The sequence below is a fragment of the Kitasatospora cinereorecta genome (genome assembly GCF_024172095.1).
Classification (GTDB): Bacteria; Actinomycetota; Actinomycetes; order Streptomycetales; family Streptomycetaceae; genus Kitasatospora; species Kitasatospora cinereorecta.
The window spans coordinates 24,532-37,347 of sequence record NZ_JAMZDX010000005.1 but is presented as its reverse complement, the minus strand read 5'-3'; the positions used below and the strand labels follow the sequence as shown (position 1 = coordinate 37,347).

The following is a 12,816-nucleotide window of genomic DNA, read 5'->3' as shown; positions in this document are numbered from 1 at the left end:
CCCTCAACTCCCTGGGCGGTCCCCGGGGCGGGGGAAGCCGTCCAGGAGCTGCGGCGCGCCCGCGTCACGGGCCCAGCGCTCGACGGCGATCAGCGCCTGACCGTACAGCTCGGTCAGCTCGGCCGCGGTGGTGGTGCACTCGGCCTGCACCGTGCCCTCCCCGCTGCCGGAGACCCAGCCCTCGCGGTCGCAGACCCCGGCCGCCCGGATGGTGCCGCCGGGCCCGGGGGCCAGCCGCAGGTAGTAGGGACCGTCGAAGAAGTACACGTCCGCGGCCCGGCCCGCAGCGGCGTGCCGCACCGCCTCGGCCAGCGAGCCGAGGACGGAGAGCGGCGAGTCGCTCCAGTGCGCGGCCGGGAAGTCCACCCCGTCCAGGGTGAACCAGACCTCGCCGGCGACCAGCGGGGGCGCCGCCCGGTCCAGCCGCAGGGCGGCGAGGGAGATCTCCAGCGCGCTCACCGTCCGCCGCCCTCCGTCCGGTCGCCGGTCTCGTTCCCAGCCGGGCTCACTTCCCGGGCCACGGCCGCAGCGGGTAGATCGACCTCATCTGCCCGCCGCCGCGCGGGATCTGGAACTGGACCGGGACCCCGTTCACCATCGCCACCGCCTGCACCATCCCGGTGTTCGGATCGTAGCCGATCACCCGCGGGGTGTTGCGGAGCGCCTGGCGGGCGATGTCCTCCAGCTGCGGGTCGGTGATGGTCGCCGGCCAGGCGTCCTTGCCCGGCGCCAGGCCGTCCTTGCCGGGCACGTGGTTCTGCCGGGTGTGGGCGATGTCCAGACCCTCGTACGTGCGCGGCACCTTGACGCCCTTGAGCGCCTTGGCGTCGCGCTTCATCGGGCAGTTGTGCACCAGCACGGGGGTGCCGCCGGCCAGCACGAAGTAGCTGTGCACCCCGGCGACGGACAGGTTGAACGTGCGCGCGGCGCCCCGGTACGGGTGCACCGAGCGGACCGTGGCCCGTGCGGTGCCGGTGCTCTGCAGCAGGTCGCCGGGGTGCAGCTCGGCGGCGGGCGTCCAGGCGGCGGTGGTCAGGTCGTAGAACAGGTGGTGCGCGGTCACCCCCAGCTCGCCGCCGCCCTGCGGGCCGTCCACGCCGAGTGCCACGAAGTCCCGGTCGGTGTCGGTCACCACCACGGCGTCCACCGGGTGGGCCTGGAGGTCGGTGGCGCCGGCCACCGCGTTGCGGACCCGGTCGCCCGCCCCGAGCTCCTGGATCGGCACCGCCGAACCGTCGGCGGCCAGCACGCCGGTGCCGGCGAGGAAGCTGTCCTGGCCGCAGTCCGGCTGCTGCCCGGCGTTGTCCTGGGCGGTGCGGACCGCCTGGTCCTTGCGGGTCTGCTGGCCCTTCACCTCCTGGTCGACCTCGGCCTGGCCCTGGGCGACGGCGGTGAGCGAGACCTGCGCGCGGTAGTCCAGGGTGTACTGGAGGGTGACGTTGCGGCCCTGGGCCTGCGCCTGCTGGTCGGCCTCCTGCTGCTTCTGCGCCTTGATCTTCGCCACCACCGGTGCGATGGCGGAGTCCACGCAGCTGATCGTCCCGCTGCCGTTCAGCGGCAGCTCGGCGGTCTGGCTGCAGCTGCCGGCGGCCTCGCCGTTGAGGGTCACGTCCGCGTTCAGCACGGCGGTCACGTTCCCGGTCAGCTTGGTGCTGCGGCCCGCCGCGGTGGACGTGGTGACGTGCTCGGTGACCGTGCACGAGTCCGAACAGGCCAGGTTGCCGGTCTGGTTGAAGTCGAAGCCGACGCCGAGGTCGACCGCGCTGCTCAGCGTCCTGGTCCGGTCGATCAGCGCGTCGTACGTCTGGCCCACTTCGGCGGGGGCCAGCGGGCTCAGCGCCACCGTGCCCGGACCCTGGCCGGCCGCCGACACCACGTCCGGCGCGGCGGCGAGGGCCACCGGGATCCGGGTGGGACCGCCCAGCGCGGCGGCGTTCTTGGCCGACGGCTCCGGGTCGATGCGCAGCACCCGGTACGGGGCGGTGGCCGAGACCGCCAGTGTCCCCAGCGAGGTGGAGACGGTGAGCGCGTCCTGACCGTCGATCCGGGTCGGTGCGGCGCCCGCCGCCGGGAAGTGCCGGGCCATGTCCAGCGCGGTCCACAGCCGGCTCGCGAAGGTGGACGGCGAACCCGGCAGCTCGGGGACCAGATCGGTCAGCGCCGGGTTCCCGGTCAGCCACTTGCCCTCCAGCATCGCGCGGGGCGTGCTGCCGGCGTAGTCGGCCAACCGGCCGGACGGGGGCTTGAGATAGGTCCGCCCGCCGACCGCCAGCAGGTCGAACCGGTTCCCCTCGGAGGTGACCGTGCCCAGGGTCTCGTCGTCGGCGGTCACCGTCAGGTCCCAGGAGGTGGCCCCGGACGCCGACCCGGTGTAGTGCACGGCGGGCTCGCCGAACAGGTTGTACACCGCGAGGTAGAACGGTGCCCGGTTCGCGGCGTCCGCCGCCGCGGCGTCCTCCCCGCCCCGCCACACCAGCACGCCGGCCGCCACCGCCAGGGCCAGGCCGCCCGCCCCGACGCCGAGTACGAGGCGCCGCCGCCACCACGCCCGCCGCGGCGGACCCGGCGGCCGGGTCGGCATCGGCGGGATCCACGGGTACGGCTGCGCCGACGGCGCCGCGGACGACCCTTCGGCCGCCGCCGCGGTCGGTGCCGCCCAGGGGTTGGCCGGGTTCGGCGGCGCCCACGGGTCGGGCCCGTTCGACGGTGTGCTCGGCGACCCCTCGCCGCTGTCCTGCTGCATGTCCGCGCACTCCCCTCCGCGCCGCCGCCGACCGGTACCCGGGAATCCCCGTCCGTACCGGCCGACACGTCCTCAGTCTTCGAACCCCGCCCGCCCTGTCAAGCGCCCTCCGGGCCACCGGCCACCGGGCGGGGTGGACCGGTGGCGGGCGTCGTCAGACCCGTTCGAGCAGCTGCGGGAGCCGCTCGATCACTCCCGTCGCCCCGGCCTCGGTCAGCCGCTCGGCCGGCATCAGCGCCGTGAAGCCGAGCACGTCCATTCCTGCCGCACGGGCGGCCAGCACGCCGTTGGGACTGTCCTCGACCACCAGGCACTCGCCCGGATCCACCCCGAACGCGGCCGCCGCGTGCAGGAACAGGTCCGGTGCGGGCTTGCCCACGCCGTTCACGTCCTGCGCGCTGAACACCAGCTCCGCCGGCAGGTGCGGGCGCAGCCCGGCCTGCTCCAGTGCGAGTTCGATCCAGGCATGATCGGAGGAGGACGCCAGGCAGTACGGGACACCCCGGCGGCGCAGCTCGGTCAGGACCGCGCCGGCGTCCGCGGTGGCGGCCAGCCCCTCGCGGAACGCGGCGAACACCCGGTCGTGGCAGCGGGCCGTGAAGTCGTCCGGCAGGGTGCCCCGGTAGCGGTCGGCGATCACCCGGTGCACATTGCGGCCCGCGTTGCCGAGGAAGTACCGGAAGGACTCCTCCAGCGTGGTCGGGTAGCCGAGCTCGGTGAGGTAGTCGGACAGGATCCGGTGCGCCGTCGGCTCGCTGTCGACGAGCACGCCGTCGTTGTCGAAGATCACCAGCTGGTAGGCCACCGGAGCAGGCTACCCGCCGCCCCGCCGACCCGATCGGTCGAGGTGGTCCTCGGGGAGGCTGTCCGCCAACTCGGCGAGGGTGGAGAGCGCCCGGGTCAGTACCGGCACCGGCGGTGAGGCGAGGCCGACCCGGACCGCCGACGAGCCGGCCTGCGGTCCGACCGCGAAGGCGGCGGCCGGCGTGACCGCGATGCCCGCGCGCCCGGCGGTCGCGACGAACGTGTCGGCCCGCCAGGCCGGCGGGAGCTCCCACCACAGGTAGTAGGAGGTCGGGTCGGCGTGCAGCCGCCGGCCCGTGAGCAGGTGACGGGCCAGCACCTGGCGCTGCGCCGCATCGGCGCGCTTGGCGGCGGCGACCGTCTCCAGGGTGCCGTCCGCGATCCAGCGCACCGCCGCCTCCAGCGCGAACCCGCTCGGGGCCGAGCCGCCCGAGCGCAGCGCCGCCCCGACGGCGCCGTGCAGCCCGCGGGGCACCACGGCGAACCCGGTGGACAGGCCGGGCGCCAGCCGCTTGGAGAGGCTGTCGACCAGGACGGTGCGCTCCGGCACCAGCGCGGCCAGCGGCGGCGCACCGGGGTGGAGGAACGACCAGATCGCGTCCTCCACCACCGGTACGTCCAGGCGGCGCACCTCGGCCGCCAGATGGGCACGGCGCTCGGGGGAGAGGGTGGCGCCGAGCGGGTTCTGCAGCCGCGGCTGCAGGTAGAGCGCCCGCAGCGGCCCACCTCGGGCGGCGGTGGCGAGCGCGTCGGGGAGCAGGCCGTGCTCGTCCACGGGCAGGGGCACCAGGACGATTCCCAGCCGCTGCGCCAGGGCCTTCACCACCGGGTAGGTCAGTGCCTCGACGCCGAGCCGCTGCCCCGGCGGTACGAGTGCGGCGAGCGCGGCGGCCAGGGCCTGGCGGCCGTTGCCGGCGAACAGCAGGTCGTCGGGCGAGGGCTGCCAGTCGGGGCGGTCCGGACCGGTCGTCGTACTGGGGGCCGTGTGTGTCGTCGTACCGGCGGCCAGAGCGGCGAACGCCTCCCGCGCGTCCGCCGTACCCGTCACGGGAACGGGGCGCAGCGCGGCGTCCAGGACGTCGGCCCGCAGCAGCGGTGCGAGGCCCGCGGCCAGCAGGGCGGACTGCTCCGGCACCACGGGGTAGTTGAGCTCCAGGTCCACCCGGGCCGCGGCCGGCTCGGCCAGCGGTACGGTCGCGGCCGTACCGCGCCCTGCCCGGACGAAGGTGCCGCGCCCGACCTCGCCGACCACCAGGCCGCGCGCCACCAGTTCGCGGTAGACCCGGCCGGCGGTGGAGTTGGCGATGCCGCGGCGCCGGGCGAACGCGCGCTGGGTCGGCAGTTGCTGACCCGGGCGCAGCCGTCCCGCGTCGATGGCGGCGGCGACCTCGTCGGCGATCAGGCGGTAGTCGTGCTCGCTCATCGGCCGATCCCCTTCATCGCACGCTCATTGCACCGAGGGCAAAGTGAGTATTGCACCGACACCGATCGGCCGCCTAGCCTCGCCGCATGGACGCACTCAGCAGCCTCGGGCCCGTCTCGGCCGTCGACGGACACGCCGTGCTCGGGGTCGCCGCGGTGGCGACCGGCATGGTGCTCTCCCCGGGGCCGAACATGATCTACCTGGTGTCGCGATCGATCGTGCAGGGCCGGCGCGCCGGCCTGGTGTCGCTGGCCGGCGTCGCCACCGCGTTCCTGGTCTACCTGGCGGCCGTGACGGCCGGCATCGCCGCACTCTTCGCCGTGGTGCCCGTGCTCTACACCGCGATCAAACTGGCCGGCGCGGCCTACCTGCTCCGGCTCGCCTGGCAGGCGGTCAAGCCCGGCGGCACCGCGGTGTTCGCGCCGCAACAGCTCCCCCCGGACCGGCCGCGGCGGCTGTTCGCGATGGGCTTCCTGACCTGCCTGCTCAACCCGAAGATCGCCGTCATGTACCTCTCGCTGCTGCCCCAGTTCGTGGTCCCGGCCCGCGGCCACGTCGCGGCGCAGAGCTTTCTGCTCGGCCTCACCCAGATCGCGATCGCGGTCACCGTCAACGGCCTGATCGCCCTCGGCGCGGGCGGCATCGCCGGCTTCCTGGCCCGCCGCCCCGCCTGGCTGCGGATCCAGCGCTACGCCATGGGCACCGTGCTGGCCGGCCTCGCCGTCCGCATCGCCGCCGACCGCGCCAAGGCGGTCGCGGTCTGACCTGCCCGCCGGGGCGGGCCCTACAACGGAGTAGCGGCCTTGAGGACCAGGAGGAGCGCGACCGCGGCGTTGAGGGCGGAGAGGGCGGACGCGGCGGTGCCCGCGGCGGCGACCATCGCGGCGAGGCCGGCCGGGCTGCGGGCCGGGGGCCAGGGGGCGTCGTCGGGGGCGGGCCCGAGGAGGGCGGCGATCCGGCGCGGGACGGGCCCGGGGCCGGGCGCCGCGAAGGCGGGAAGCGGGTGGCCGGGGCCGCGGTGGGAGACCAGGGCGGCCTTGGCGACGGCGCGGGCGGTGAGCCGGCGGTCGCCGACCGCGGCGGCGGCCTCCTCGTCGGCCCAGCGCTCGGTGGTGTAGGCGACGGCGTGCTGCAGCGGCCGCAGGAACGGGTTGACGGCGGAGGCGAGTTGGGTGGCGAGCCGGACCCGGTGGTGGCGGTCGGTCAGGTGGGCCTGCTCGTGGGCGAACAGGGCGCGCCGTTCGGATTCGTCCAGGCTGTCGAGCATCCCGGTGGAGACGACGATCCGCCCGGGCCGGCCGGGCAGCGCGTAGGCGTACGGCTCGTCGTCGCGGGTGACGGCGGGTCCGGTGGTGCCGGGGACGGTGCTGAGCACCCGGCGGGCCCGGACCCGGACGCGCAGGTGTCTCAGCGCGGTGGCGGCCACCGTGAGCAGGACCAGGGCGAGGGCGATCAGCGCAGCGGTGCCGACCTCCTCGTGGAACGGGACGGCGGCCCTGACCTCGGGGTCGGACCAGCTGTCGGGCAGCGGGTTGCCGGGGATCTGGGCGGTGCCGACCACGCCGAGCAGGCCGAGGCAGACCGCGCTGCACAGGGCCATCGCGACGCTGATGGTGGTCATCAGGCGGGTGGCGGCGCGCGGGTGGAGGTGCTGGGCGGCGAGCCGGGAGATCGGCAGCGCGGTGAGCGGCAGGATCAGCGGGAGGAAGACGAACACGCCCATGGTCACCGCCGCTTCTCGTCCGCGGCGGCGAGCAGGCCGCGGATCAGTTCCTCGTCGTGCGGGGAGAGGGTCGAGACGAAACTGGCCAGTGCCGCATCGCGGTCCGTCTCGTTGTCCAGGAGGCGGCGCATCCGCAGGGCGGTCAGGTCGGCCGGTCCGGAGGCGGCGCTCCAGGCGTAGGCGCGGCCGGCGCGGGTGCGGGAGACGGCCCGCTTGGCCTCGAGGCGGGAGAGGATGGTCATCACGGTGGTGTAGGCGAGGCCGCCGGGGATGCGCTGCTGGACCCAGCCGGCCGGCACCGGTCCGGGGGCGGCCTTGAGAGCGGCGAGTACCTGAGCCTCCAGCTCGCCCTGTCCGCGGCGACGGGTGCGGGGGGAGTCGGCGTTCTCGTCGCTGTCCTGGGCCATGGCCCGTCTCCCTCCAGGTACGTCCGGCGGGGGTCGTCCGGTCGCGGTTTCCCATCCTAGTGAGGTCCCGGTGACGGCCGTCCGACGGTCGGAGCGGGCGACCCGGTGTGACTCCGCGGGTTTCGGTTTGTATCCTTCGCTGGACCTCTACACGAGTGTAGAACTCGGATCGAGTCGGCCGGCGGCTCGACGCTGGCGAAGGGTGGGCGGATGGCAGGCCACAAGGCACGGGACCCGGAGGCCGGGGCGTCCCCGGTCGGTCGACGGAAGGACAAACGGCGGCGGTCGCGCAAGGAGATCGCGGCGTGGATCACGGCGGCCGTCCTCGCTCTGGTGGTGCTCGCCGGCGCGCTGGTCTACTGGCGCCTCAACGGCAACCTCTCCACCTTCGACGGCAGCGGCCTCAGCAAGGACCGTCCCGACGCCTCCTCGCCCGACGCGAACGGCCACACCCCGGTCAACCTGCTGCTGATCGGCTCCGACTCCCGCGACGGCGCCAACAAGGACCTCGGTGGCGGTGACGACGACGGCGCCCGCTCCGACACCACCATCCTGCTCCACGTGTACGCCGACCACCGGCACGCGGTCGGCGTCTCGATCCCGCGCGACTCGCTGGTCGACATCCCGCCCTGCATGCTCCCCAACAAGACCTGGACCAAGCCGCAGACCGGCGTGATGTTCAACAGCGCCTTCTCGGTGGGCAACACGTCCCAGGGCAACCCCGCCTGCACCCAGAACACCGTCGAGAAGATGACCAACCTGCGGATCGACCACACCATCGTGGTCAACTTCCAGGGCTTCGCGGCGATGACCAGTGCCGTCGGCGGCGTCACCGTCTGCGTGCCCAAGGCGGTCTACGAGGGCGACCTCAACCCCAACCTGGGCCACAAGGGCAAGGAGATCTTCCCGCAGGGCCTGCAGAAGGTCTCCGGCCAGCAGGCCCTCGACTACGTCCGGCTCCGGCACGGCATCGGCGACGGCTCCGACATCGGCCGCACCAAGCGCCAGCAGGCCTTCCTCTCGGCGCTCGCCAAGGACGTCAAGAGCCGCGGCATGGACCCGACCACGCTGTTCCCGCTCGCCGACGCCGCGACCAAGTCGCTCACCGTCGACCCCGGCCTCGGCTCCGCCCAGAAGCTCCTCGGCTTCGCGATGTCCCTCAAGGACATCGACCTGCACGACATGAAGTTCGTCACCATGCCCTGGCGTTACCAGGGCGCCCGGGTCGCCGTCCTCCACCCCGACGCCGACCAGCTCTGGGCCGCCCTCAAGGCCGACCGGACCCTCGACGGCCAGGACGCCGGCAGCCCCGGCCCCTCCGCGCCCGCCCCCACCCCCAGCCCAACCACCGCCCCCGCCACCGCGGTTCACGGCGGCGGGACTCCCGTCGCGGTCTACAACGGCACCACCACCGGCGGACTCACCACCCGCGCCGCCGCACTCCTCGAAGCCGCCGACTTCACCGTGAGCGGCAAGGCCAACGCCTCCACCCGCGACCACCGCACCACCGTCGTCGAGTACGGGCCCGGCGAGAAGGCCAAGGCCGAGCAGGTCGCCGCCCTCTTCCCCGGCGCCACGCTGGAAGCCGGCACCAAGGCCGGCCTCGCCCTGGTGCTCGGCGCCGACTTCGCCACCGGCGGCGCCGAAGCCGGCGCGTCCGTCGCCCCGCCCCCGCCCGGACCGCTGCCCACCAGCGTCACCCAGGCCGCCCGCTCCGCCGACGACGACCCCTGCGCCGACCTCTCGTACGGCTAGCAACTCCCCACGAGCGGCGGGCCACCGGCACCCGGTGACCCGCCGTTCGTGACCCGCCCCACCTGATGTGCCGTACGTGACCTGCCCGTTCGACCACCGACACCACCGGCGACCCAAGCCGGGCAGCACCCCGGGGGACCCATGGACGTACCACCACGCCTCTCGCAGCAGGACCGGGCCGACTTCGAACGGGCCCTCAACCGCGCACTGACCCGCGAACCCGTCCGCGACGCGCTGCGCGCCGCCGGGGCGGCCGGCGCCGACGGTGCGGAGAGCGAACGCCTGCGGGCCCTCGCCCGCCGGTCCGTCCCCGAGATCCTGGCCGGCGCCGCGCCCGAATACGCCGCCTACGCACGACTGCGCACCGCGGCGGAAGCCGCCCCGCCCCCGGACCGCCCGTCCACCACGGAGAACTCCTCCGGCTGGCTCGGCGTTCTCGCGCTGATCGTGCCCATCCTCACCGGCAGCGCCGGGGCGATCTTCTTCCTGCTCGGCGCCATGCTCGGCCTCGTCCCCTCCCAGCGGACCCTCGGCCTCGCGCTCTGGCACGCCGGCGCGGCAGCCGCTGTCGTTGCCGCCACCAGCGCCCTGGCCGGGGTGATCGGCCTGCTCACCGCCGCCGCCCGCCGTCCCCCCGGCGGCGCCGCCGAATCACTCGCCGACGACGCCCTCTGGCGCGCCCGCGAAGCCTGGCGCTCGGCCCTGCTGGAACGGGGCATGCTCCCCTTCCTCGTCGACCAGCTGCCCCCGGGGCCGTCCGCCTGACCGGCTGACCGCCTGACGGCCTGACCGCCTGACCGGCTGACCGCCTGACCGGCTGACCGCCTGACGGCCTGACCGCCTGACCTGCTCTCCGGTGCGACCGGGCGATAGGGTCACCCGCATGACCCGATGGCGGCGGTTCGAGCGGCAGGCGGCCACGCTCGACTACTGGGAGATCCGACAGGAAGGGATCCGCTGCTTCCTCAGATGGGGCTCCGACCGGACGCCGGGCAAGGCCGGCACATCGACGCTCGACGACACGGAGCAGGCGCGGCGCCACGCGGCCCGCAAGATCAACGACCGTCTGCGCAAGGGATTCGTCGAGGTCGACCCTCCCCGCGATCCGGCGGAGTCCGACGTCGAGACGCCGGTCCTCGACATCCTCGCCGGCGCCACCCGCCCCCACGCGCCCGTCCCCCGGTACCGGCCGATCGACGGCTTCGACCAGGTGTACGGCTGCGCCCACGCGCCCGACCACCCGAGGGGCTTCCACGAGTACTACGTGCTGCGGGAGAACGGGCGCAGCGCGGTCCGCTTCACCGTTCGGGCGAGCAGCCACCGCGCCGACACCGTCGCCCCGTTCCTGGAGTTCCTGTCCGCCAGGCGGGACCTGGCCTTCGACGGCAGGTCCCACCACAAGGTTGAGCTTCCGACGCCGGTGGGGTCCTTCGACCACGCGCTGTTCTGCTCGCCGGCGCTCGGGCGGGCCTGCGCCGCACATCCGGCGGTAGCGGCCCGGGTGGCAACGGCCTTCCCGATCTTCGACTGCGAGATCGGGGACGAGGATCCGGAGGTGCTGGTCGACGCCCGGATCCACGGGCACGGCGCGCTGCCCCACAGCGACTGGTCCCGGCCGCCGCACCCCGTGGTGGACCTGCGCTTCGACATCCGGCCCTCGCCCTACCGTCCGTCGCCGAAGTTCAAGGTCCACCAGGCGGACGACCTCCGGAAGCTCCTGGACATCCTGCCGACGGCATCGCCGCAGAGCTGGCTGGAGGTGCGGTCGTTCCGAGGCGGAACGACGCGCCTCGAACCCGACACGACCATGTCCTTCGCCGAACTGCTGCCCCTCCTGACCGGCTGAGGCGCACCCCGCGTCCGCCCCGTGGTGCTCAGGCCCGGCAGCGGAGCATCTCCAGTGGCGGGTGGGCGAGCAGGTCGGCCCAGAACTCCTCGCCGTGGGCGCGGAGTCCGGCTTCGGAGATGTGCAGGGGGACCCACTCCAGGTCGTGGAAGCCGGCGGCGCGCAGGGAGTGCTCGTAGACCTCGCGGCGCGGGGCGCCGGCGACGATGGTGATCGGGTGCGGGTCGAGGAGGGCGGTGACCCGCACGCGGGGTCCGGTCTCGATCTCCTCGCCGGTGGGCTCGCAGCGGAACCCGTAGGTCTCCAGGGAGTCGCAGTCGAAGCGGTAGTCGGGGTTCTGGGCGAGCACCAGGAACCGGCCGCCCGGCAGCAGGCTCTGGTGGATGCTGCGACACATCCGTTCCATGGCCGCGATGTCCTCGGCGTAGTTGAGGCACTGGACGGCCAGGGCGAGGTCGAAGCGGCGGTCGAACGGCTTCAACTCGGCGACGTCGCCGACCTCGTAGTCGACGCCGAGCGGTTCGCGGCGCTCGATGTCGCGGGCGGCGGCGATCATCTCGGTGGAGATGTCGACGCCGAGGACGTCGGTGGCGCCGCGCCGCTTCACCTCGCGGCTGTAGAAGCCGGTGCCGCACGCCAGGTCGAGGACCGACCTGCCGCGGACGTCGCCGATCAGGCCTAGGAAGCTCGGGACCTCCCCGTACCTGGTCAGCGGAAGGGACTTGAAGCCCTCGAACGCCTCGCCGATCCCGTCGTACTGCTGCACGCCCATGTGCCGCCCCCTCGTTGACCGCTGCTTGAGTCCGCTGCTTGTGGCCGAAAGTCTCCTCCGGCGCCGGGCGGTGGCCGTACTGGCGGATGACACGAAGAAATCGGCCGGGCGCGTGGGCAGTTCTGACGCTCCGTCCGGTCGGACCGGTCAGATCGGTCGGACCGGTCAGACCGGACGGCGGGTGGCGAGGGAGAGGGCGGCGGCGTAGCCGGTGGGGACGGTGATGTCGCGGATCAGCCAGCCGGGCGGGGACGCGGCGGGGACGGGGCCGGTGCCCAGGTAGTCCAGGCCGGGGCTGCGGGAGAGGCCGGTGCCGAGGCCCTTCAGGTAGGCCTCCTTGCGGACCCAGGCGCGGGCGACGGCGAGCGGGCGGTCCTGTTCGACCAGGGCGAGGAGTTCGGCGGCCTCGTCGGGGTGGAGCATGGACTGCACGTCCTGGGTGGCCTGCGCACTCGGTACCTGTTCGACGTCGACGCCCACCGGCGCGGTGGCGAGGGCCACCATCACCAGGTCACCGCTGTGCGAGAGCGAGAAGTGCACGCCGGCGCCGCGCAGGGCCGGCCGGCCGTGCGGCCCGCCGCAGCCGGGGCAGGGTTCGCGGGTGAGCGGCAGGGCGGCGGCGTCCATGCCGAGGTGGGAGCCGAGCAGTCCGCGCAGGACGGCGTGGGCCATCACGTACGCCTCGCGGTCGCTGTCCCGCCGGAACGCGCGGGCGCGCTGCCGCTCCTCGGTGTCGAGTACCTCGGTGGCGAGCCGGACGGCGTGCTCGTCGTGGCCGCGGGCGGTGGCGAGGTAGACCGCCGGCGGGCCGGTGAGGCTGCGCCGGGGCGGGGAGCGCAGCTCGGCCTGGATCCGCCGTACGTCGACCTCGGTCGGGACGTACGGCTGCTGCGAGGTCATCACGGACTCGGGTCCTCCGATCGGGCGGTGCCAGTGCCGTGCGGGGCCCGGGGGTGTCCCGGGCCCCGTCGGCGGGCGGTGGGGCGGTCAGGCGCCCGCGGCCGCCATCCGGCGGCGCAGGCTGAGCGGGCGCATGTCGGTCCAGACCCGGTCGATGTGGTCGAGGCAGTTCTGGCGCGGGCCGCGGGTGCCCTCGGCGTGCCAGCCGGCGGGGAGTTCGCGGTCGGCCCGCCAGATGGAGTACTGCTCCTCGTCGTTGTGCACGACCAGGTACTGGGTGTCGTCGCTGTCGCTGGTGTCGCTCATCGCGGTGCATCCTCCTCGGGCTCGCTCGGTCGAGGGCCAGCGTGCCCCGGTACGCGCGGCGGTCCCAGGGACACAGACGCGGCGGCGGCAGCGCGTGTCGCTGCCGGTTCTTCTCTGCCGACCGGGCCCGTGCGGCG

13 protein-coding genes are annotated in these 12,816 nt (G+C 74.4%); 4 read left to right on the top strand and 9 right to left on the bottom strand.

Annotated features, from left to right (window positions below; all coding sequences use genetic code 11):
* Positions 1-3 precede the first annotated feature (3 nt).
* From FHR36_RS25860 to FHR36_RS25845, 4 genes are all read right to left on the bottom strand, one after another.
* Complete coding sequence (locus FHR36_RS25860; protein ID WP_253800822.1) at positions 4-459, bottom strand: hypothetical protein; 456 nt, start codon at positions 457-459, stop codon at positions 4-6.
* A 46-nt stretch (positions 460-505) separates the two neighbouring features.
* Positions 506-2,743 (bottom strand): Hint domain-containing protein, encoded by a 2,238-nt coding sequence (locus FHR36_RS25855; protein WP_253800821.1) that lies wholly within the window; start codon positions 2,741-2,743, stop codon positions 506-508.
* 154 nt (positions 2,744-2,897) lie between these two features.
* On the bottom strand, positions 2,898-3,548 hold the full coding sequence (locus tag FHR36_RS25850) for an HAD family hydrolase (RefSeq protein ID WP_253800819.1): 651 nt from the start codon (positions 3,546-3,548) through the stop codon (positions 2,898-2,900).
* Positions 3,549-3,557: 9 nt separating this feature from the next.
* Complete coding sequence (locus FHR36_RS25845; RefSeq protein ID WP_253800817.1) at positions 3,558-4,970, bottom strand: aminotransferase-like domain-containing protein; 1,413 nt, start codon at positions 4,968-4,970, stop codon at positions 3,558-3,560.
* Between the two features lie 86 nt (positions 4,971-5,056).
* Here FHR36_RS25845 and FHR36_RS25840 point away from each other — a divergent pair, with 86 nt between their 5' ends.
* Positions 5,057-5,734 (top strand): LysE family translocator, encoded by a 678-nt coding sequence (locus tag FHR36_RS25840; RefSeq protein ID WP_253800814.1) that lies wholly within the window; start codon positions 5,057-5,059, stop codon positions 5,732-5,734.
* A 20-nt stretch (positions 5,735-5,754) separates the two neighbouring features.
* Here FHR36_RS25840 and FHR36_RS25835 read toward each other — a convergent pair whose 3' ends face one another.
* Together FHR36_RS25835 and FHR36_RS25830 are read right to left on the bottom strand one after the other, a co-directional pair.
* The gene (locus FHR36_RS25835; protein WP_253801909.1) at positions 5,755-6,693 is read right to left on the bottom strand and encodes a M56 family metallopeptidase; all 939 of its coding nucleotides are present in this window, start codon (positions 6,691-6,693) and stop codon (positions 5,755-5,757) included.
* Between the two features lie 2 nt (positions 6,694-6,695).
* Positions 6,696-7,100: a BlaI/MecI/CopY family transcriptional regulator gene (locus FHR36_RS25830; protein WP_253800811.1), complete on the bottom strand. Its 405-nt coding sequence runs from the start codon at positions 7,098-7,100 to the stop codon at positions 6,696-6,698.
* Positions 7,101-7,310: 210 nt separating this feature from the next.
* On the opposite strand from FHR36_RS25830, the gene FHR36_RS25825 reads away from it, so the two are divergent.
* The 3 genes from FHR36_RS25825 (at position 7,311) to FHR36_RS25815 (ending at position 10,701) form a co-directional block, all read left to right on the top strand.
* On the top strand, positions 7,311-8,855 hold the full coding sequence (locus FHR36_RS25825; protein ID WP_253800809.1) for an LCP family protein: 1,545 nt from the start codon (positions 7,311-7,313) through the stop codon (positions 8,853-8,855).
* 141 nt (positions 8,856-8,996) lie between these two features.
* Positions 8,997-9,620 carry a hypothetical protein gene (locus FHR36_RS25820; protein ID WP_253800806.1) on the top strand — a complete coding sequence of 208 codons (624 nt, stop codon included), beginning with the start codon at positions 8,997-8,999 and terminating at the stop codon, positions 9,618-9,620.
* Positions 9,621-9,738: 118 nt separating this feature from the next.
* On the top strand, positions 9,739-10,701 hold the full coding sequence (locus FHR36_RS25815) for a WGR domain-containing protein (protein ID WP_253800804.1): 963 nt from the start codon (positions 9,739-9,741) through the stop codon (positions 10,699-10,701).
* A 28-nt stretch (positions 10,702-10,729) separates the two neighbouring features.
* Here FHR36_RS25815 and FHR36_RS25810 read toward each other — a convergent pair whose 3' ends face one another.
* The 3 genes from FHR36_RS25810 to FHR36_RS25800 all read right to left on the bottom strand — a co-directional run bounded on the left by FHR36_RS25810 (position 10,730) and on the right by FHR36_RS25800 (position 12,679).
* Positions 10,730-11,473 carry a class I SAM-dependent methyltransferase gene (locus FHR36_RS25810; protein ID WP_253800801.1) on the bottom strand — a complete coding sequence of 248 codons (744 nt, stop codon included), beginning with the start codon at positions 11,471-11,473 and terminating at the stop codon, positions 10,730-10,732.
* A gap of 165 nt (positions 11,474-11,638) precedes the next feature.
* A complete protein-coding gene (locus FHR36_RS25805) occupies positions 11,639-12,373 on the bottom strand; it encodes a 4'-phosphopantetheinyl transferase family protein (protein WP_253800800.1) in 735 nt (244 codons plus the stop codon).
* Positions 12,374-12,460: 87 nt separating this feature from the next.
* On the bottom strand, positions 12,461-12,679 hold the full coding sequence (locus tag FHR36_RS25800; protein WP_253800799.1) for an MbtH family protein: 219 nt from the start codon (positions 12,677-12,679) through the stop codon (positions 12,461-12,463).
* Between the last annotated feature and the right edge of the window lie 137 nt (positions 12,680-12,816).

Bases quoted from the DNA above. Each gene is read 5' to 3' on its own strand.
- FHR36_RS25810 (WP_253800801.1), bottom strand. From the start codon at position 11,473: ATGGGCGTGCAGCAGTACGACGGGATCGGCGAGGCGTTCGAGGGCTTC.
- FHR36_RS25820 (WP_253800806.1), top strand. From the start codon at position 8,997: ATGGACGTACCACCACGCCTCTCGCAGCAGGACCGGGCCGACTTCGAA.
- FHR36_RS25830 (WP_253800811.1), bottom strand. From the start codon at position 7,100: ATGGCCCAGGACAGCGACGAGAACGCCGACTCCCCCCGCACCCGTCGC.
- FHR36_RS25825 (WP_253800809.1), top strand. From the start codon at position 7,311: ATGGCAGGCCACAAGGCACGGGACCCGGAGGCCGGGGCGTCCCCGGTC.
- FHR36_RS25805 (WP_253800800.1), bottom strand. From the start codon at position 12,373: ATGACCTCGCAGCAGCCGTACGTCCCGACCGAGGTCGACGTACGGCGG.
- FHR36_RS25855 (WP_253800821.1), bottom strand. From the start codon at position 2,743: ATGCAGCAGGACAGCGGCGAGGGGTCGCCGAGCACACCGTCGAACGGG.
- FHR36_RS25840 (WP_253800814.1), top strand. From the start codon at position 5,057: ATGGACGCACTCAGCAGCCTCGGGCCCGTCTCGGCCGTCGACGGACAC.
- FHR36_RS25800 (WP_253800799.1), bottom strand. From the start codon at position 12,679: ATGAGCGACACCAGCGACAGCGACGACACCCAGTACCTGGTCGTGCAC.
- FHR36_RS25845 (WP_253800817.1), bottom strand. From the start codon at position 4,970: ATGAGCGAGCACGACTACCGCCTGATCGCCGACGAGGTCGCCGCCGCC.
- FHR36_RS25835 (WP_253801909.1), bottom strand. From the start codon at position 6,693: ATGGGCGTGTTCGTCTTCCTCCCGCTGATCCTGCCGCTCACCGCGCTG.
- FHR36_RS25815 (WP_253800804.1), top strand. From the start codon at position 9,739: ATGACCCGATGGCGGCGGTTCGAGCGGCAGGCGGCCACGCTCGACTAC.